At 73.0% G+C, this 18,159-nt stretch carries 18 protein-coding genes and 1 pseudogene; 8 read left to right on the top strand and 11 right to left on the bottom strand.

The annotated features are described in order from the left end of the window. The first annotated feature begins 298 nt into the window (after positions 1-298). The 3 genes from H343_RS0120660 (at position 299) to H343_RS0120670 (ending at position 4,078) form a co-directional block, all read left to right on the top strand. Positions 299-1,318, top strand: coding sequence for a hypothetical protein (locus H343_RS0120660; RefSeq protein WP_028432700.1), 1,020 nt, complete (start codon positions 299-301; stop codon positions 1,316-1,318). A gap of 68 nt (positions 1,319-1,386) precedes the next feature. Next, entirely contained in the window at positions 1,387-2,913 is a 1,527-nt protein-coding gene (locus tag H343_RS0120665) for an amino acid permease (protein WP_028432701.1), read from the top strand. A 133-nt stretch (positions 2,914-3,046) separates the two neighbouring features. Then, complete coding sequence (locus tag H343_RS0120670) at positions 3,047-4,078, top strand: glutathione S-transferase C-terminal domain-containing protein (protein WP_028432702.1); 1,032 nt, start codon at positions 3,047-3,049, stop codon at positions 4,076-4,078. Positions 4,079-4,111: 33 nt separating this feature from the next. Here the strand turns inward: H343_RS0120670 and H343_RS0120675 are convergent, their stop codons facing one another. Then, positions 4,112-4,984 (bottom strand): alpha/beta fold hydrolase, encoded by an 873-nt coding sequence (locus H343_RS0120675; protein ID WP_028432703.1) that lies wholly within the window; start codon positions 4,982-4,984, stop codon positions 4,112-4,114. A gap of 232 nt (positions 4,985-5,216) precedes the next feature. Between H343_RS0120675 and H343_RS0120680 the strand changes: the two genes are divergently transcribed. Then, positions 5,217-6,047: an RNA polymerase sigma-70 factor gene (locus H343_RS0120680; RefSeq protein ID WP_051265654.1), complete on the top strand. Its 831-nt coding sequence runs from the start codon at positions 5,217-5,219 to the stop codon at positions 6,045-6,047. A gap of 39 nt (positions 6,048-6,086) precedes the next feature. Here H343_RS0120680 and H343_RS0120685 read toward each other — a convergent pair whose 3' ends face one another. Continuing rightward, complete coding sequence (locus H343_RS0120685) at positions 6,087-6,842, bottom strand: SDR family oxidoreductase (protein ID WP_037904495.1); 756 nt, start codon at positions 6,840-6,842, stop codon at positions 6,087-6,089. 201 nt (positions 6,843-7,043) lie between these two features. On the opposite strand from H343_RS0120685, the pseudogene H343_RS31845 reads away from it, so the two are divergent. Beyond that, positions 7,044-7,754: pseudogene (locus H343_RS31845) on the top strand (GntR family transcriptional regulator); the annotation flags it as partial. Between the two features lie 89 nt (positions 7,755-7,843). On the opposite strand, the gene H343_RS0120695 reads toward H343_RS31845, so the two are convergent. Continuing rightward, positions 7,844-9,004, bottom strand: coding sequence for an ROK family protein (locus H343_RS0120695; RefSeq protein ID WP_028432706.1), 1,161 nt, complete (start codon positions 9,002-9,004; stop codon positions 7,844-7,846). Positions 9,005-9,226: 222 nt separating this feature from the next. On the opposite strand from H343_RS0120695, the gene H343_RS0120700 reads away from it, so the two are divergent. After that, the gene (locus H343_RS0120700; RefSeq protein ID WP_028432707.1) at positions 9,227-9,670 is read left to right on the top strand and encodes a hypothetical protein; all 444 of its coding nucleotides are present in this window, start codon (positions 9,227-9,229) and stop codon (positions 9,668-9,670) included. A gap of 5 nt (positions 9,671-9,675) precedes the next feature. Here H343_RS0120700 and mug read toward each other — a convergent pair whose 3' ends face one another. The 6 genes from mug to H343_RS0120730 all read right to left on the bottom strand — a co-directional run bounded on the left by mug (position 9,676) and on the right by H343_RS0120730 (position 15,791). After that, complete coding sequence (gene mug, locus H343_RS0120705) at positions 9,676-10,248, bottom strand: G/U mismatch-specific DNA glycosylase (RefSeq protein WP_078505956.1); 573 nt, start codon at positions 10,246-10,248, stop codon at positions 9,676-9,678. After that, complete coding sequence (gene purB, locus H343_RS0120710) at positions 10,245-11,675, bottom strand: adenylosuccinate lyase (protein WP_028432709.1); 1,431 nt, start codon at positions 11,673-11,675, stop codon at positions 10,245-10,247. The genes mug and purB overlap by 4 nt, the downstream gene beginning before the upstream one ends. Before the next feature lie 208 nt (positions 11,676-11,883). Continuing rightward, on the bottom strand, positions 11,884-12,741 hold the full coding sequence (locus H343_RS0120715) for an SGNH/GDSL hydrolase family protein (protein WP_078505972.1): 858 nt from the start codon (positions 12,739-12,741) through the stop codon (positions 11,884-11,886). 43 nt (positions 12,742-12,784) lie between these two features. Beyond that, positions 12,785-13,813 carry a hemolysin family protein gene (locus H343_RS0120720; protein ID WP_028432711.1) on the bottom strand — a complete coding sequence of 343 codons (1,029 nt, stop codon included), beginning with the start codon at positions 13,811-13,813 and terminating at the stop codon, positions 12,785-12,787. Beyond that, positions 13,810-15,156, bottom strand: a complete 1,347-nt coding sequence (locus tag H343_RS0120725; protein ID WP_028432712.1) for a hemolysin family protein — start codon at positions 15,154-15,156, stop codon at positions 13,810-13,812. The genes H343_RS0120720 and H343_RS0120725 overlap by 4 nt, the downstream gene beginning before the upstream one ends. A gap of 212 nt (positions 15,157-15,368) precedes the next feature. Continuing rightward, complete coding sequence (locus tag H343_RS0120730; RefSeq protein WP_028432713.1) at positions 15,369-15,791, bottom strand: GNAT family N-acetyltransferase; 423 nt, start codon at positions 15,789-15,791, stop codon at positions 15,369-15,371. Between the two features lie 176 nt (positions 15,792-15,967). Here H343_RS0120730 and H343_RS0120735 point away from each other — a divergent pair, with 176 nt between their 5' ends. Both H343_RS0120735 and H343_RS0120740 read left to right on the top strand, forming a co-directional pair. Then, positions 15,968-16,213, top strand: a complete 246-nt coding sequence (locus H343_RS0120735; RefSeq protein ID WP_028432714.1) for a toxin-antitoxin system antitoxin component — start codon at positions 15,968-15,970, stop codon at positions 16,211-16,213. Beyond that, the gene (locus H343_RS0120740) at positions 16,210-16,581 is read left to right on the top strand and encodes a hypothetical protein (protein ID WP_028432715.1); all 372 of its coding nucleotides are present in this window, start codon (positions 16,210-16,212) and stop codon (positions 16,579-16,581) included. The genes H343_RS0120735 and H343_RS0120740 overlap by 4 nt, the downstream gene beginning before the upstream one ends. 60 nt (positions 16,582-16,641) lie before the next feature. On the opposite strand, the gene H343_RS0120745 is transcribed toward H343_RS0120740, so the two are convergent. Continuing rightward, on the bottom strand, positions 16,642-17,343 hold the full coding sequence (locus H343_RS0120745) for a class I SAM-dependent methyltransferase (RefSeq protein WP_051265633.1): 702 nt from the start codon (positions 17,341-17,343) through the stop codon (positions 16,642-16,644). Positions 17,344-17,450: 107 nt separating this feature from the next. Continuing rightward, positions 17,451-18,155 (bottom strand): dethiobiotin synthase, encoded by a 705-nt coding sequence (bioD, locus tag H343_RS0120750; protein ID WP_037904537.1) that lies wholly within the window; start codon positions 18,153-18,155, stop codon positions 17,451-17,453. Between the last annotated feature and the right edge of the window lie 4 nt (positions 18,156-18,159).

Raw genomic sequence — 18,159 nt, forward strand, 5'->3', positions numbered from 1 at the left:
GGGGCCGTTCAGTCCCGGCTGAACCCGCCGGGTCCCCCACCGGCCAAGTGGCCGGTTTCGACACGGGATCGTTACGTCCTGTGCCGGGTGGGAGGTGACAGGGAGAAGTTAGGTTCGGTGTCGAAATTCCGGGGGCCCGCCGTCGCGCGATCCCGCCGGCCCGCGCCGGTGGTACGTGCGCGGGGACGGTCCCCGCTTCCCGCCACCGAGGACCGCTTGTGACTCCGCACCCTCCGTTGCCGGCGCCGCCGGGCCGGCCGCGCCGGCCCTCCAGCCGGACGGCGACGGAGCAGGACTGATGCGGAGAACGACGGGGGGTGGCGGACGCGAGATCCGCCCTGTCTACAGCCCGGCCGGCTTCGACGCCGAACTGCGCGGCGCCCTGGAGGAATTGAGGGCGGGTCACTGGGTGGCGACGCGCACGCTGCTGGCACGCACCGGAACCCACTGGGGGCTGCGCACCTCCCGTTCACAGGTCCTCGCCGTGGTCGCCGCCGGATCGCAGGTCGTCGAGGCGTGGCTGCGGGAGGACCCCCGCGATCCCGACGCGCGGATGATGCAGGCGCGGGTGAACGTGGAGCGCGCCGTACGTGCCCACCGCGAGAACCACCGCAGAGCCGCTGAGCTGGAGGACCTGGCGCGGCAGGAGTGCCGGAGAGCCGCCGAGGAGATGCCCGTCGACCCGGTGCCGTGGGTGTGCCTGCTCGCACTCGCCCGCCTCGACCGGGGCCAGGAGCGCGGGGAGCACCGGGAACGCGCCGCGGAGCCCATGCTGCCGCCCGGCCCGTGGGGCCTGCTCTACCGCGTGTACGAGCGCGACCGGTACAACCGCGAGGCCCACCACCGCATGCTGCACTTCCTCCACGCGCGCGCGGAGGGCCACCTCGCCTCGCGCGCCTCCCCGGTCGACTTCGTGCGCTGGGTCTCCTCATGGGCACCGGCCGGGTCGGAGCTGCTGGCCCTGCCGCTGTACGCCTACGTCGAGCAGTTCCGCCGCCAGTCCGAGCAGGATCACAACGACCCGCTGCTGCGCCGGCAGTGGGCGCACGGCCCCGTCGCCCGCGACGCCCTCACCGCGCTGACCGGCTGGTTCGACCTCACCGACCCGGCCGGGCAGTCCGTCATGGACCTCAACCACCTCGCGCACGCGCTGTGGGCCGGCCACCGGACCGAGGAGGCCGCGCGGGTCTTCACCGCTCTGGGTCCGTACTTCACCCAGCAGCCCTGGCGGCACGTGGCCGAGGAGGCCGGTCATCCCGACGCGGCCCGCAGCGGTTTCCTGCGGGCACGTGCCGAGTCGCTCTCCTGGCGCGGCTGACCGTACGCCGCCCTGCCGCACAACCCTCCCCACGAGAGACCGCTCCCCGCCACACCCCGGAGGTTCCCGTGTTCCCCACCGCCAGGTCGCGTCGCGCGGGCAGGCTCGATGACGACGCCAAGCTGCGTGACCTCGGTTATCACCCCGTACTCGTGCGGCGCATGGGCCCGTTCGGCAACTTCGCCATCAGCTTCTCGGTGATATCGGTCCTGTCGGGCTGCATGACGCTCTACGGGTTCGGGCTCGTGACGGGCGGGCCCGCGGTGATGATGTGGGGCTGGGTCCTGGTCGGCCTGATGGTGATGTTCGTCGCCGCCGGACTGGCCGAGGTCACCAGCGCCTACCCCACCTCCGGCGCGCTGTACTACATGGCCGACCAGCTCGGCGGGCGCCGCTGGGGCTGGTACACCGGGTGGCTCAACCTCCTCGGGCTGCTGGGGACGCTGGCCGGGATCGACTACGGCGCGGCGATGTTCACCGGAGCGCTGCTGAACCTGCAGTGGGGCATCGAGCCCACGCCGGGGACCGTGATGGTGATCTTCCTGTGCATCCTGCTGCTGCACGCGACGCTCAACCTCTTCGGCGTACGGCTGGTGAGCGTCCTGAACTCGGTCAGTGTGTGGTGGCACTTCGCGGGTGTCGCCGTGATCGTCACCGCCCTCGCGCTCATCCCCACCGAGCACCGCTCGGCCTCGTTCGTCTTCGGCGAGTTCGTCAACGACACCGGCTGGTCGAGCAGCCTGTACGTGGTCATGATCGGGCTGCTGCTGGCGCAGTACACCTTCACCGGCTACGACGCCAGCGCCCACCTGTCGGAGGAGACCACCGACGCGGAGGTCAGCGCCGCACGCGGCATCGTCCACGCGGTCGGATGGTCCTGGGCGGCGGGCTTCGTCCTGCTGGCGGGCGTCACCTTCGCCATCCAGGACTACGCCGGCACGCAGAACACCGCCACCGGGGTGCCTCCCGCGCAGGTCTTCCTCGACGCGCTGGGGCCGGCCGGTGCGAAACTGCTGCTGCTGATCGTGATCATCGCGCAGCTCTTCTGCGGCAACGCCGAGGTCGCCGCCGCCAGCCGCATGGTCTTCGCCTTCTCGCGTGACGGGGCGCTTCCCTTCTCCGCCCAGTGGCGGCGCGTCAGCGCCCGTACGGGCACACCCGCGCGTGCCGTGATGCTGAGCGTCGGCGCCGCGGCCGTCCTGGTCCTTCCCGCGCTGTTCAGCAAGGCGGCCTACGGCGCGGTCACCGCCATCGCCGTCATCGGCGTCACGCCCGCCTACGCCATCCCCGTCTTCCTGCGGCTGCGCCACAAGGACCGCTTCCGGCCGGGCAGGTGGAACCTGGGACGCTGGGGCGTGCCCGTCGGCTGGGTCGCGGTGACGTGGGTGGCCTTCGTGACGGTGCTCTTCTGCCTGCCGCAGTCCTCGCCCGTGGACGGGAACTCCTTCAACTACGCGCCGGTCGCCCTGTTCGCCGTGCTGGCCCTGGCCACCGCGTGGTGGGCCGTGGCGGGGCGGCGCTCGTACACCACCCCGACCTCCCCCGGCGGCGGCGAGGAGCGCGAACTGGCCGGGATGAGCGACGAGATCGTCTGACCCTGTTCACGCTCCCGCCCATAGGGCATCCGGACCGGCGGTGCTCCGCGCGTCCCGTGTGAGCACACTGTGCTGTACGCCCCCGGCCGCTGGGGCGTGAAGCACCCGAGCACATCAGGGAAGGAAGGGCACGATGAGCCGCGTGGAGAAGGCGGGCCCGGAGGGCAACGAGGCGTACGGCAGGAAGTCCTTCAAACGGTCCCGGAGCCACTTCGCAGACAGGATCACCGCCGACGGGGCGGACGGCTGGCCGGTGGAGGCGGGCCGCTACCGGCTGGTGATCAGCAGGGCGTGCCCGTGGGCGAACCGTGCCGCCATCTCCCGGCGCCTGCTGGGCCTGGAGGACGCTCTCTCCCTCGCCGTCACCGACCCGCTGCAGGACGAACGCAGCTGGCGCTTCACCCTCGATCCCGGCGGCAGGGACCCGGTTCTGGGCATCCGGTACCTGAGCGAGGCCTACGACGCGCGGGAGACGGGCTACCCGGGCGGGGTGAGCGTCCCCGCCGTCGTGGACGTCCCCAGCGGCCGGCTGGTCACCAACGACTTCCATCAGATGACTCTCGACATGGCCGGGGAATGGAGCGGCCTGCACAGGCCCGGTGCCCCCGACCTGTATCCGCCGGCGCTGCGCGAGGAGATCGACGAGGTGGCGGAGGGCGTCTACCGCGATCTCAACAACGGTGTCTACCGCGCAGGGTTCGCGACCGGCCAGGACGAGTACGAGAAGGCCCACGCCGAGGTCTTCCGCCGTCTGGACCTGCTCTCCGGGCGTCTGCGCGAGCGCCGTTACCTGGTCGGGGAGTCGATCACCGAGGCCGACATCCGCCTGTTCACCACCCTGGTGCGCTTCGACGCCGTCTACCACGGCCACTTCAAGTGCAACCGGAACAAGCTCGCCGAGGACCCGGTGCTGTGGGCGTACGCACGCGACCTGTACCAGACCCCCGGTTTCGGCGACACGATCGACTTCGACCACGTCAAGCGGCACTACTACCAGGTGCACACGGGGATCAATCCGACCGGCATCGTGCCGGCCGGGCCCGACCTGTCCGGGTGGCTGTCCCCCCACCACCGTGAGCAGCTGGGCGGCCGTCCCTTCGGTGAGGGCACGCCCCCCGGGCCGGTGCCCCGGCAGGAGGAGGTGCCGCGGGGGCACCGCCCCTGAGCGCGGTTGCGCCCGCGTCCCGCGGCGCGGGCATCACGCCGTCCGTACGGTCTCCAGGACGAGCCGGGCCACCAGCGCCGGGTCGTCGTTCATCGGCACGTGCCCGCAGCCGGGCAGGGAGACATGGCGGGCGCCGGGGATGCTCCTCTGCGCCCGCCTGCCCTGGCGGGGCAGCAGCAGCCGGTCCTTCTCGCCCCAGCCGATCGTGACGGGCAGGCCGGTCAGGTCCTTCTCGAAGAGGACATCACGGCTGCGCCCGGCCTTCAGCGTCGGCGCGAAGGCGGTGGCGCCGCGCATCGAGCGCGTCTCGGCCATGATCGCCTCCGGTGAACGGCGCCCGGGGCGTGCGTAGATGGTGCCGGTGAGCGCGGCGCGGCCGGGAGCGCTGCGGGCCAGCCGCCGCAGCACGCCGTCCGGGATGCCCCTGGCGCCGGCGCGCATGCCCGACAGCAGGGCGTAGGCCCAGCGGCGCTCGGCGGGCGTCCAGAAGCCGGCGGGGGAGAGGGCGGTGACCGAGCGCGCGTATCCGTGCAGCCCCAGTTCCAGCGCGAGGAGCCCGCCCAGGGAGTTGCCCACGATGTGCGGGCGCTCCAGGCCCAGTTCGCGCAGCGTCTCGCCCAGCAGGGGGACGACGCTGCCCAGCTCGTAGGAGACGCCGTCCGGCAGCCGGGGGGAGGCGCCGAAGCCCGGCAGGTCGAGTGCGGTCACGTCGTGCGAGGCGGCGAGAATGCCCAGCACCGGCTCCCACGCCTGCCAGTGGTGGCCGATGCCGTGCAGCAGTACGACCGGTTCGCCGCTGCCGCGCCGCTCGTAGGCGAGTTCGAAAGGGGGCTTCCCTTCAGGGGAGACGCGCACGAAGGACTCGGTCTCGGGAACGGGCATGTGCGGGGAGGCGACGGCGGGCATGGTCCACTCCTGATGGGATCGGCGGTCGGCTGACGCGGCGGCACGAGAGTTCCTGGACAAGATGTCAGCAACTCCCGTTCCGTGGAAGCCTCCCCCCGACGCGCCACGGGCCGGGTGCCATCATGGACGGGTGAACGCCGACGAGAGCGCCGCAGCCGCGGGGGCCGCCGAGTGCCCTGCCGGGGGCGCCGGCGAGGCCACGGACATCTTCGAGCAGCACCGCCCCGTCCTGATGGGCGTCGCCTACCGCATGCTCGGACGGGTCGCCGACGCCGAGGACGTCGTGCAGGACGCGTGGCTGCGCTGGGCGTCGGCGGACCGGGAGCCGGTGCGTGAGCCGAGGGCGTTCCTCGTGCGTGTCACCACCCGGCTCTCCATCGACCGGCTGCGCGCGGCGCGGGCCCGGCGTGAGACGTATGTGGGGCCGTGGCTGCCCGAGCCGCTGGTCACTGACGTGGGCTCCGCTCCGGCGGAGGACGCGTCGGAGCAGGTGATGCTGGCCGAGTCGGTCTCTCTCGCGCTGCTGGTGGTGCTGGAGTCCCTCTCACCGCTGGAGCGTGCCGTCTTCGTGCTGCGCGAGGCGTTCGGCTTCCCCTACGCGGAGATCGCCGCCGCCCTCGACCGCAGCGACTCCGCCGTGCGGCAGCTGGCCGGACGCGCCCGGAGGCACGTCGCGGAACGCCGTCCCCGCTTCGACGTCGATCCCGGGCAGCGGCGCGAGATCACCCGGCGCTTCCTCGACGCGGCCTCCCGGGGCGACCTCGGTGAGCTGCTGGAACTGCTCGCCCCCGGCGCCCGGCTGGTGGGCGACGGCGGCGGAAAGGCCAAGGCGCCGCTGCGCACGATCACCACCGCGGACAAGGTCGGCCGGTTCCTGGCCGCCGTCGCCCAGCAGAACGTCTCGGGCTGGGAGTTCGCCTTCACCGAGCTCAACGGCGGCCCGGCCGCGCTCGCCCGCACGGACGGCAAGGTCAGCGCCGTCCTCCAGGTCGATGTCGCCGACGGCCTCATCCAGTGCGTCTACATCGTGGCCAACCCCGACAAGCTGGCTCACCTCTCCTGACCACCGCGGGCGCCACCCGCCCCGCGGGCAGCGTTCACCTCACAGCCCGCCGGAGACGCGCAGCACCGCACCCGTGGTGAAGGACGCCTCGTGCGACATCAGCCACGCCACCGCGCCCGCGACCTCCTCGGGCTCTCCGGGGCGGCGCAGCGGGGTCGCCGCCGCCTTCTTCCAGGGGCGGTCCGCATCGCCCATCGCCTCGTGCATGCCGGTGAGCACGGCGCCCGGCTGTACGGAGTTGACGCGCACGCCCTGAGGCCCGAACTCCTTGGCCAGTCCGACCGTCATCGCGTCGAGGGCCGCCTTGGACGCCGCGTAGTGGACGTACTCGTCCGGGGCGCCGAGCGTCGCCGCGCAGGAGGAGATGTTGACCAGGCAGCCGCCCTGGCCGCCCTGCGCTGTCGACATCTCCAGCAGGGCCCGGCGTGCGCACAGCAGCGCGCCCATGACGTTCACGTCGATCACGCGGCGCATCACGGAGGTGGGAGTCTCGGTGAAGCGTCCCAGGGGCCCGGTCACCGCGGCGTTGTTGACCAGCCCCGTCACCGGCCCCAGCTCCGCGCGCACCGCTTCGAAGAGGTGGTCGACCTCTTCCTCGGCGCTGGTGTCGAGCTGTACGGCCAGTGCGCGCACACCCTGGGCGCGCACGGCGGCGGCCGTCTCCTCGGCGGCGTCGCGGTCGCGCTCGTAGCCGATCGCGATGTGGTGGCCGGCCCGTGCCAGCCGCAGCGTAACGGCCGCGCCGATGCCCCGGCCGCCGCCGGTGACGACGGTGACGGGCTGCTGTGGCGTCATGAGACCTCCCAGAGCGTGAGCGATGATCGATCATCGCACCCTTGTGTGCGGGCCGGACAGGCCCCGCGAGGGTCTGATTGGTCTTGACCAGCGATGAGCAGCCGCCCTATGGTCGGGCATACGCAACAACCTTTAAGAAACAAGCACGTAGAAAGTCCGGCCGCACCGGCGGGGCTGCACGCGGCGGATGCGGAGGCCACTGTGGGGAGCACTCAGCTTGATGCGGTGCCGGAACCGAAGTACTGGCACCTGAAGACGGTGCTGTCCGACGCGCTGGACTCCGAGTTCAGCGTCGGCGAGATCCTCCCGAACGAGCGTGAACTGGCCGCCCGTTTCGGTGTCGCCCGCGCCACCCTGCGGCAGGCCCTGGAACAGCTCGAGCTGGAAGGGCGGTTGCAGCGCCGCCGCGGCGTGGGCACCACGGTGGCCCCGCCCCGCTTCGGCGTCGACGTCGGCTCCGGCGAGCACACCTGGCCCGGCGCGCCCGACGACGCCTGGCAGACCGGGGACTGGGAGGAGATCTCACCACCCGCGCCCATCATGGAGATGCTGGGGGAGAGCGCCCACAGCGTGGTCCACGCCGTACGCCGCACACGGATGACGCACGGCCAGCCCGTCGCCACCGAACTCCTCCACGTGCCGCGGGCATCGGTGCCCGGCCTGCCGCCCGAGCCCGCCGACGGCGCGGCCCGGGGCCGCGCCGTCCTGCGTGAACTGCACCGCCTCGAACTCGAGGGCCTGGAGCGCACGGTGGAACTCGGCTCCGCCCGCGCCGAGGACGCGCGGCAGCTCGACCGGCTCCCCGGCGCGCCCGTCCTCGTCGTCACCACCCGCTTCGTCGCGCAGGGCGTCACCGCCGCCGTCGCGCAGTCCACCTACCGTGCGGACACCTGCCGGCTCACCTTCGGGGACCCGGCCGTCCAGCCCGTCCAGCCGCCGGTCATGTCCCCTCCCCGTACGGGCGAGGGCCCGGCGCTGCGGCGTCCGCACGGCCGGCGTACTCACTCGAAGTCCACGCTGAACAGCTCCCTGTCGACCTGATCGAGCGCCAGCCGCAACGCACCGGTGGCCACCGCCGCGTCGCCCAGCACCGACAGGGCGACGCGCGGTGGCCGCAGGCAGTAGCGCTCCAACTCGCCCCGCAGCGGCTCCAGCACGTCATCCAGCCCGGACGCCCATCCGCCGACGACCACCAGTTCCGGGTCCAGGGCCAGCACCAGTGCCGCCACGTCGTGCACCAGCCGCTGCACGAAGCGCTCCACGGCGCGCTCGGCACGGTCGTCGCCCGCGCGTGCCTGCGCGAAGACCTCGGCGACGGCGGCCTCGTCCAGCGGCGGCAGCGGCTCGTCCGTGGTCGACAGCAGCCGCTCGGGAGTGGCCTCGCGTCCCAGCAGGTGCAGTGCGCCGATCTCCCCGGCCGCCCCGCCGAAACCGCGGTGCAGCCGCCCCCCGATCAGTGAGCCCGCGCCGGGGCTGAGGCCGACCAGCACCATCACGGCGTCGTCGGTGCCGGCCGCCGCGCCCTTCCAGCGTTCGGCCACCACGCCCGCGTTGGCGTCGTTCTCGACGAGGACGGGGCAGCGGAAGCTCTCCCGCAGCCGTTCACCCAGAGGCAGCCCCGTCCACCCGGGAAGCGCCGTACCGAGCCGCACGGTTCCGTCGGCCTCCACGATTCCCGGCGTACCCACGCCGACCGCCCGCAGCGACTCCTGCGGCACCCCGCTCGTGCCGAGCAGTTCCCCCACGGCGGCGTGCGCGGTCGCCAGCCGCTCGCGGGCGGGCGCCTCCTCGCCGATGTCGTGGGCGACCGTACCCGTGAACCGGCCCGTCAGATCGCACAGCACGGCGGCGATACGGTGCGAGCCGATCTCGACCCCGAGTGCGTGACCCGCCTCGGCGCGGAAGCGGAAGCGCCGCGCCGGACGGCCGCGGCGGGCCACCTGCGCCGCGCCGCCCGCCTCCGCCGCTGCCTCTGCCGCAAGGCCCGCGTCGATGAGGCCCTCGACCACGCCCTCCACGGTGGGACGGGAGAGCTCGGTGGCCTGGGAGAGGTCCGAAAGGGTCGGCGGAGGACGGCCGACCTCGGAACGCAGCACACGCAGCACGGCGGTGGAGTTGATCCGTCGCAGCAGAGAAGGGTCTCTGCCGGAGAGCCGCGTCAAGTCCGCCTCCCTGCCTGTGCCCTGGAGACGGATCGTATCGCCTGCCTCCGGTTACCACGAGTAGAGGATTGGCCCGCGGAGGCGGAGCCAGGGCGCGGCAGCGGACCGGGACTTCGCTGCCTGTTCCGGCGCGAATCGTGCGCGGAAGTGCGTGAAGGCCGTGGGCGGGCCGCTCAGTTCGGGCCGTCTTCGGGTGTCGGTGCCGTCCGGTTCACTTGAGGCATGACCGGGACCGCCCAGCACCTCGCGACGATCGATCTCTTACGTGCCCGAGCCTTCCCCGCGAGGCGCACGCGTACCGCCCACGTGCTCAGCGGCCCCGGCTACCACCTGGGGGAACTCGCCACCAGCGAGGAGTTCTGGGACGACGACGGCACGGCCAGGGTCGCGGCGCGGGAGCAGCAGGAGGCCGAGTGCCGGGCGTTGAGCGCCGCGATGACCGTGCGCTGGGGCGAGCCGCAGCTCTTCAGCCTGTGGAGCACGCTCGTACGAAGCGCGGGCGCTGCCGGCGAGAGCCAACAGCCCTGGCTGGAGCTGAGCTTCGGGGTGCCCTGCGTGGAGCTGTGGCGAGCGGGGGAGAGGTGGACAGCCCTGGGCGTCTCCCAGCTCAGCACCGAGCTCCCCTTCCAGCTGGTGGCCGCCGTCACCGTCCACGACCCTCACTGAACCGGTCACGGGCCGCCCGGACCGTCCCCGGCCGCCTCGCGCAGCCTGCCGTACTCCTGGGCCATCTGCGCAGGCGTCCAATGGGCGTTGAGACCACTGGGGTTGGGCAGTACCCACACCCTTGCCCCGCCGATCCTCCGCTCCTGCGGACCGATCCGCGCCTTCGGCTCGCCGAAGGCGGTCCGGTAGGCGGTGACGCCGACCACCGCCAGCCATGCGGGGCGCAGCTCCTTCACCTTTTCGATGAGCTGTCTGCCGCCCTCCCGGTACTCCTCGGCATCCAGATCGTCTGCCCGCGGGCTCGCCCGGTCCACGACGTTGGTGATGCCCAGCCCGTATGCGAGCAGCTCGCGCTCCTCCTCGGGACGCAGCTGCCGCGGCGTGAACCCGGAGGCGTGCAGCACCGGCCAGAAGCGGTTGCCGGGGCGGGCGAAGTGATGCCCCGTGGCCGCCGAGACCAGGCCGGGGTTGATGCCGCAGAAGAGCACCCGCAGACCCTCGGCCGTGACGTCCGGAACCCGCTTGCCGCGGGCTGCCTCCAGCTCCTCCCGGCTGAAGCGGGGGCCGCGCCGCGTCAGAGGATCGCCCCCGGGCTGTACGCGGCGGCCCCGGGATGCCGCTCGGTGACCTCCTCGATACGGGCGAGCACGGCGCCCACCTGTGCCGAGGCCGCGCCGGTGAAGGCGAGCCGGTCGGCCATCAGGGCGTCCAGCTCCTCCCGTCCGAGCGGAATGCGCTCGTCGGCGGCCAGCCGCTCCAGAAGCTGGTTGTGCCCGGCTCCCTCGCGCAGCGCCAGGGCGGAGGCGACGGCGTGCTCCTTGATCACCTCGTGGGCGCTCTCCCGGCCGACGCCGGCGCGCACCGAGGCCATCAGCACCTTCGTGGTGGCCAGGAAGGGCAGATAGCGGTCGAGTTCACGCTCCACGACGGCCGGGAAGGCACCGAACTCCTCCAGCACCGTCAGGAACGTCTCCATCAGCCCGTCGAAGGCGAAGAAGGCGTCGGGCAGGGCGACGCGGCGCACGACGGAGCAGGAGACGTCGCCCTCGTTCCACTGGTCGCCGGCCAGCTCGGCCGTCATCGACGCGTAGCCGCGCAGGACCACCATCAGGCCGTTGACGCGTTCGCACGAGCGGGTGTTCATCTTGTGCGGCATGGCGGAGGAGCCGACCTGGCCCTCCTTGAATCCCTCGGTGACCAGCTCCTGGCCCGCCATGAGCCGGATCGTCTTCGCCAGCGACGAGGGCGCGGCCGCGAGCTGGACCAGCGCGGTGACGGCGTCGTGGTCCAGGGAGCGGGGGTAGACCTGCCCGACGGAGGTGAAGGCGTGGGCGAAGCCCAGGTGCCCGGCCACTCTCCGCTCCAGTTCGGCGAGCTTGTCCTGCTCGCCGCCGAGCAGGTCGAGCATGTCCTGGGCGGTGCCGACGGGGCCCTTGATGCCGCGCAGCGGGTAGCGGTCCAGCAGGTTCGTCAACCGCTCGTATCCGAGCAGAAGTTCGTCTGCGGCCGTGGCGAAGCGCTTGCCGAGGGTGGTGGCCTGCGCGGCCACGTTGTGCGAGCGGCCCGCCATCACCAGCTCGGCGTGCTCCGCCGCGAGCCGGCCCAGCCGGGCCAGCAGTGCGACGGTGCGGTCGCGGGCCACCTCCAGGGAGAGGCGGATCTGGAGCTGCTCGACGTTCTCCGTCAGGTCGCGGGAGGTCATGCCCTTGTGCACGTGCTCATGCCCCGCGAGGGCGTTGAACTCCTCGATACGGGCCTTCACATCGTGCCGTGTGACCTTCTCACGCTTCGCGACGGAGGACAGGTCGACACGGGTCAGCACCCGCTCGTAGTCGGCCAGTGCCCGCTCGGGGACGTCGACGCCAAGGTCCCGCTGGGCCTTCAGCACGGCGAGCCACAGCCTGCGCTCCAGCACCACCTTCTCTTCGGGGGACCACAGGCGCGCCAGCGGCGCGGAGGCGTAGCGGGAGGCGAGGACGTCCGGGATGCGGGGCTTCTCAGTCACAGCGCCCAACCCTACCGACTGCCGCTGACAGTCCACGCAGCCCATGGTGGCCCCGAAGGTCCAGGTCAGCGCTCCGGCGGACGTCCGCGTCCGTTCACGGGGGATGCCGCGGGGCGCAGAGGGGCACCGCTCGGCCTCCGCCTCGGCCGCGAGCCAGGGACAGGAGCCGGGGAGCGTGGCGATTTCGTGGAAACCGGGCGGCCTGCCCCTACGGGGAGTCCCCCTCGCGGGCCAGCGAGGTGAGCTCCGGCCGCTTGGGGGGACGTCCGTCGCCGCTGGAACGGCCCGTCAGGCGCCGTCCGATCCAGGGCACCAGGTGCTCGCGGGCGAAGCGTGCGTCCGCGCGGCGCCGGGTGAGCCAGGACGGTGCCTCGTGCGGGGGCAGCGGCGAGCGCCAGTCGGAGGCGGGCGGATGGCCCAGCTGCTGCCACACGGCCTCCGCGACCCTGCGGTGTCCCTCGTCGTTGAGATGCAGCCGGTCGTCGGACCACAGCCGCGGATCGGCCAGCGTCCCGTCGGAGTACAGGTCGACGACGTCGGCGCCGTGACGGGCGGCCAGCTCGTCGATGAACGCGAACAGAGCCTCCATGCGCGCCCGGTAGCGGTCCAGTACGGGGCCGCGGCGGCCGGGGCTGCGCATCAGCACAAGCCGGCCGCAGTGGGGCGCGAGGCGCTCCACGGACTCCTCCAGCAGCCCGCACACCCTGCCCATGTCGCACTTGGGGCGCAGCGTGTCGTTGAGCCCGCCGACGAGCGTCACCAGGTCGGCGCCCATCGCGGCGCCCGGACCGACCTGTTCGGCGGCGATCTGGGAGATGAGCTTGCCGCGTACGGCGAGATTCGCGTAGCGGAAGCCGTCGCTGCCGGCGGCGAGCCGGGCGGCGAGCAGATCGGCCCAGCCGCGGTAGGTGCCGTCCGGCAGGCGGTCCGACATGCCTTCGGTGAAGGAGTCGCCGAGAGCGACGTAGCTGCTGACGGCGGGGACGCGCGGGGCGGGGGCCGTCTGTGGCGTCTGTGCCGCCCGGGGACCGGGCAGGGCGTGCGGGGAAGCGGTCGGCCTGTTCACGGCCACCCATCGTATCCGGTTGCCCCGGGCGACGTTGCACCGCTCACCGGGCCTCCTCCGTGGGGCTCTGGTGCACCAGTTCACGCAGCACGTCCTCCATGGTCACCACCCCGCCGGTACGGCCGTCCTCGCCCATCACCGCCGCCAGATGGGTGCGGCTGGAGCGCATCGCGCCCAGCACGTCGTCCAGCGGCATCGACGCGGACACCCGCGCGATGGGCCGCATCGCCGTCGCCGGGAAGGCCGCGTCGCGCGGTATGGCGTCCAGCGCGTCCTTGACGTGCAGATAGCCCAGCGCCCGGCCCTTGCCGTCCACGACCGGGAAGCGGGAGTAGCCGGAACTGGCCGAGAGCTGCTCCAGCTCCTCGGGCGTCACCCCCAGCCGGGCGGCGACGACCCGCTCCGTGGGCCGTGCGATCTCCCCGACGGGGCGCCGGCCCAGCTCCAGCGCGTCGCGCAGACGTTCCGTGGAACGGTCGTCCAGCAGCCCGGCCTCGCTGGAGTCGGCGACCATCTGGGCCAGTTCGTCGTCGGAGAAGGTCGAGGACACCTCGTCCCTGGGCTCCACCCGCATGAGCTTCAGCAGGCTGTTGGCGAAGGCGTTGACCGTGAAGATCACCGGCTTCAGCGCGCGTGAGAGAGCCACCAGCGGCGGGCCGAGCAGCAGCGCCATGCGTTCCGGTTCGGCCAGGGCGATGTTCTTGGGCACCATCTCGCCCAGCAGCATGTGGGCGTACGTCGCCGCCGTCAGCGCGACGACGAAGGAGATGATGCCCGCCGCGCCGTCCGGCAGGCCCACCGCGTGGAAGAGCGGCTCCAGCAGATGCTCTATGGCGGGCTCGGCGACCACGCCGAGCACCAGCGTGGAGAGCGTGATGCCCAGCTGCGCCGCCGCGAGCAGCGCCGAGACGTGCTCCAGCCCCCACAGGACGCTGCGTGCACGCCTGTCGCCCTCCTCCGCGCGGGGCTCGATCTGGGCGCGCCGTACGGAGATCAGTGCGAACTCGGCCCCGACGAAGAAGAAGTTGGCCACGAGCGTCAGCAGCCCGATCAGGAGCTGGATCGCGGTCATCGCTTCTCCTCCGCTTCGGCGTCTTCCTCGTCGCGCTCCGGCGGAGCGGTCAGCTGGACACGCGCGGCGCGCCGCCCCCGCGCGTCCACGACCTCGATGTGCCAGTCGGCGACGTCGAGGGCGTCGCCGCGTTCGGGAATCCGGCCGAGTTCGGTGGCGACCAGGCCCGCGAGAGTCTCGTACGGCCCCTCGGGCGCGCGCATCCCGATGGCCTCCAGCTGGTCGGTGCGTGCGCGGCCGTCGGCGTCGAAGATCCGCCGCCCCTCCGGGTCCTGGCCGGCGGTGGCCAGGTCCGGGGGCTCCTGCGGATCGTGCTCGTCGCGTACCTCGCCGACGACCTCCTCGATGATGTCCTCGAGTGTGACGACGCCCGCCGTGCCGCCGTACTCGTCGATGACGATCGCGATGCTGCGGTCACCGCCGGGCATCCGGTCCAGCAGCCGGTCCACGGTCAGCGACTCGGGGACCAGCAGCGGCTCGGCCATCAGGTCGGTGACCGGGTAGCGCGGACGCTCCTCGGCCGGCACCGCCAGCACGTCCTTGATCCGCACGATGCCGACGACGGTGTCCAGGCCGCCGCGCACGACGGGGAAGCGCGAGAGCCCCGTGGCACGGGTGGCGTTGGCGACGTCCTCGGCGTTGGCCTGCACATCGAGGGAGGTGACCTGCACCCGCGGGGTCATCACGTTCTCCGCGGTCAGTTCCGCCAGGTGCAGCGTCCGTACGAACAGGTCGGCGGTGTCCGCCTCCAGCGCGCCCTCCTTGGCGGAGTGCCGCGCCAGCGCCACCAGTTCCCTGGGGGAGCGGGCGGATGCCAGCTCCTCGGTGGGCTCCAGACCCAGCAGGTGCAGGATGCGGTTGGCGGTGTTGTTCAGATGGCGGATCAGCGGCCGGAAGGCGGCGCTGAAGACCCGCTGCGGCGTGGCGACCGCCTTGGCGATCGGCAGCGGGCGGGAGATGGCCCAGTTCTTCGGCACCAGCTCGCCGACGACCATCAGCACCATGGTCGACAGGGCCGTGCCGAGGACCAGCGCGGCGGAGGGAGCCGCCGAACCGGGCACGCCCGCCGCCTCCAGGGGGCCGGTGATCAGCTTGGCGATCGACGGCTCGGCGAGCATGCCCACGACGAGGTTGGTGACGGTAATGCCGAGCTGCGCCCCCGAGAGCTGGAACGTCAGCGACCTGACGGCTTTCATCGCGCTCTGCGAGCCACGCTCGCCGCGCTGCACGGCCCGTTCCAGATCGGCCCGTTCGACGGTCGTCAGCGAGAACTCCGCAGCGACGAAGGCGCCGCAGGCCAGTGCCAGCAGCAGCGCCACAAGGAGGAAGAGCACCTCCGTCACCGGGCTGCCTCCGCATGCGGGGGGACGGGGGCGGGTGCCTGGCGGCACGGGCCGCCGACAGGTCTGCTGTTGGGAGGGTCGCCCATGGGCGGACTCTCACACCTTTCGGTCGGAGCTGCGCGGCTGGTGGCCGGGCGGCTGAGTGGCGGGAGCTGTTCATCGTAGACGGGCGGGCCGCCACCGCCTTCCCCGGGCGGCGCGGCCGTATGCGCTCAGGCCAGGTGTTTGACCCAGCGGCTCCACTGCGGCTGCGGGGCATAGCCCGCGGCCTTCCAGGCGCCGTGCGCGGAGGCGTTGCGGTCGAGGACCATGGCGTCCGCCCTGCGTCCCGCCAGCGCGGCGAACCTCGCCTCCGCCGCGTCCAGCAGCGCGGTGGCCACGCCCCGGCGGCGCTGCCGCGGATGTACGGCCAGTCTGTAGAGGTGGCAGCGCCACCCGTCGAAGCCGGCGATGACCGTGCCTGCCAGCTGCCCGCCGCGCTCCGCCAGCAGCAGAGCCCCGGGGTCGCGTTCGATCAGCGCGGTCACGCCGCCGCTGTCGTCGCTGATGCTGGTGCCTTCGGCCGCGTCTGCCCAGAACCGCAGTACGCGTCCGGTGTCCGCGGCGGTCGCCGCCCGTATCGCGAGATCGTCCATCGCGCCAGCCCAGCACCGGGCCGTCGTGGCGGGCGAGCGGTTTTCACCATCCGGACCGCGCCCTGCGTACGGGATGCTCCCGCGGCGCGGCGGCGCGGCGGCACGGACGGCCGGCGGAGAGGCTGCCCGTCCCCGGCACCTCGCGCATGCTAGCGCTCAAGTGCTAGCATGGTGCTGTGGCCAAGACTCAGCTGAACGTCCGTGTGGACGAGGCGACCGCGGAGACGGCGCGGGAGCGTGCCCTCGCCCGGGGGGTGAGCGTGAACCGCTACATCGAGGAACTCGTCGAGCGTGAGGCGGGTGAGGTGGGCGAGACCTTCGTCGAGGCCGCCGCCGACTTCATGAAGAGCTACGAGTCGGTCTTCGCGGAGGAGTTCCCGGAGACCGGCCGACGCGGAGGCGAGGGCCGTCCGCGTACGTGACTGTCCGCATCGATCTCGCCTGGCTTCTCATGGTCGCCGAGGCGAAAGCCCCGGGCGACCCGCTCGTCACCGACTACGGCGCCCTTGTCGCCGCCGTCAGCAGGCACGAGGCGGCCATATTCGAGCGGCCCGTCTACGCGGAGCCGCACGACCGCGCCGCCGCCCTGCTGCAACTGCTGCTGCACGTCCCCGCGCTGGAACGCGGCAACGCGCTGTTCGCGTCCGCGGTCGCCTACGGGTACCTCGTCGCCAGCGGCCTGAAGGTCACCACCTCGCCGGAGAAGATCCGTGACCTGGCCCGCCTGGTCAAGGACGGTACGGCGGACGTGAGAGCGATCTCCCGCGAACTGCGCACCTGGACCCCGTAAGGCAGGCACGGCACCCGCCGGTCCGCCCCTGTCCGGGAGCGGACCGGCCGCGGCGGCTGTTCACGGACAGCGCGCACTGCCCAGCACGTGGAAGGAGGAGGGGAACACCGGCCCTTCCCCCGGCACCAGCAGCCGCCGGAAGGAGATGCCGGTGAAGCCGGCGGCGCCGATCTCCCGCACCGGGTCGCGGCTGGTGTGGCAGCCGCCGAACAGCAGCGGCCAAACGGTGCGGTCCAAGGCGCGCTGCACCCTCAGCATCCGCCGCCCCTCCGCGCGTTGGTGCTCGTAGAAGCGCAGCTCACCGCCGGGCCGCAGCACCCGGCGCAGCTCCAGCAGCGCAACGGGAACATCGGGCAGCGAGCACAGCACCAGCGAGCACACCGCCGCGTCGCACGAACGGTCGGGCAGCGGAAGTGCCCGCGCGCTCCCGGGCAGCACCTCCACCGGCACCCGGGCGCGCTCCGCCGCCGCCTCGGCCGAACGGCGCAGACGCGGCTCGGGTTCGACGGCCACGACCCGGGAGACGCCCGAGGGGTAGCGGGCGAAGTTCAGCCCGTTCCCGGCGCCGACCTCGACCACCTGCCCCGTGAGCCCGGCCAGCAGCTCCTCGCGGTGCGCTCCCACGCCCGCCCGTTGCTCGGCGGACTCGCTCAGCCGCGTGTAGAAGCGGGCGAAGAGCGGATGGCTCACGGTCTCTGCTCCGGCTCCGGCTCCGGCTGCGCCTCCGGGCTCGGGGCCGGGTTCCGCGGCGGGTGACGGCATGACGGGGGTCCTTCCCTCGGACTCCGTGCACGGACACACCGATTCTGCCCCGCCGGCGGCTCATGTGTCCCCCCTGGCACGAAGGCCGGGGTCCGTTCCCGCGCCCCTCAGCGACCCGCGGGCGCCCAGTTGCCGCCGAGCCGGGCCGAGACCCAACCCGGAGCCCTCCTGCGGAAGTCGGCGGGAGCGAGAGCTCCCGCCCCCTCGGGCAGGGCGCCGAGCAGGGCGGTGCCCGCGACGCGGGGCAGGTCCTCGAGATTGCAGCGCGCCGCCAGACCGGGTGCGGCGGGAAGGCTGCCGATCACCACACCCGCCGTCGTCAGGCCACGCGCGCGCAGCGCCTGCGCCGTCAGGGCCGTCGCGTTGAGCGTGCCCAGTCCCGCCGCCGCGACGACGATCACCGGTGCGGTCAGCAGCTGCGCCGCGTCCGCGAGCGTCGACCCGTTCGCGTCGAAGCGCACCAGCAGTCCGCCGGCGCCCTCGATCAGCACCAGGTCGTGCCGGGCGGCCAGTTTCTGCGCCGCCTCGGCGATCCGGCCGGGCGGGACCCCGGGACGTCCTGCCCGGCGTGCCGCGGTCTCGGGCGCCAGCGGTTCGGGATAGCGGGCGAGTTCGAGGCCGGTGACCGCGTCGCCCGCCAGACGGCGCACCTCGGCCACATCACCGCTCTGCTCACCCGTGACGCCGGTCTGCGCGGGCTTGAGCACGGCCACCGAGCGTCCCTGAGCCAGCGCCGAGACGGCCAGCGCCGCCGTGGTCACCGTCTTGCCGACGCCGGTGTCCGTACCGGTGACGGCCACGACTCCCCGCATCCGC

It is taken from the genome of Streptomyces sp. TAA204, from assembly GCF_000424965.1.

Coding starts and splice junctions, on each gene's coding strand:
- H343_RS0120660 (WP_028432700.1), top strand. CDS start 299: ATGCGGAGAACGACGGGGGGTGGCGGACGCGAGATCCGCCCTGTCTAC.
- H343_RS0120730 (WP_028432713.1), bottom strand. CDS start 15,791: ATGGACGATCTCGCGATACGGGCGGCGACCGCCGCGGACACCGGACGC.
- H343_RS0120685 (WP_037904495.1), bottom strand. CDS start 6,842: ATGACGCCACAGCAGCCCGTCACCGTCGTCACCGGCGGCGGCCGGGGC.
- H343_RS0120670 (WP_028432702.1), top strand. CDS start 3,047: ATGAGCCGCGTGGAGAAGGCGGGCCCGGAGGGCAACGAGGCGTACGGC.
- H343_RS0120680 (WP_051265654.1), top strand. CDS start 5,217: ATGGGCGTCGCCTACCGCATGCTCGGACGGGTCGCCGACGCCGAGGAC.
- bioD (WP_037904537.1), bottom strand. CDS start 18,155: ATGCGGGGAGTCGTGGCCGTCACCGGTACGGACACCGGCGTCGGCAAG.
- H343_RS0120745 (WP_051265633.1), bottom strand. CDS start 17,343: ATGCCGTCACCCGCCGCGGAACCCGGCCCCGAGCCCGGAGGCGCAGCC.
- H343_RS0120720 (WP_028432711.1), bottom strand. CDS start 13,813: ATGACCGCGATCCAGCTCCTGATCGGGCTGCTGACGCTCGTGGCCAAC.
- H343_RS0120675 (WP_028432703.1), bottom strand. CDS start 4,984: ATGCCCGCCGTCGCCTCCCCGCACATGCCCGTTCCCGAGACCGAGTCC.
- H343_RS0120700 (WP_028432707.1), top strand. CDS start 9,227: ATGACCGGGACCGCCCAGCACCTCGCGACGATCGATCTCTTACGTGCC.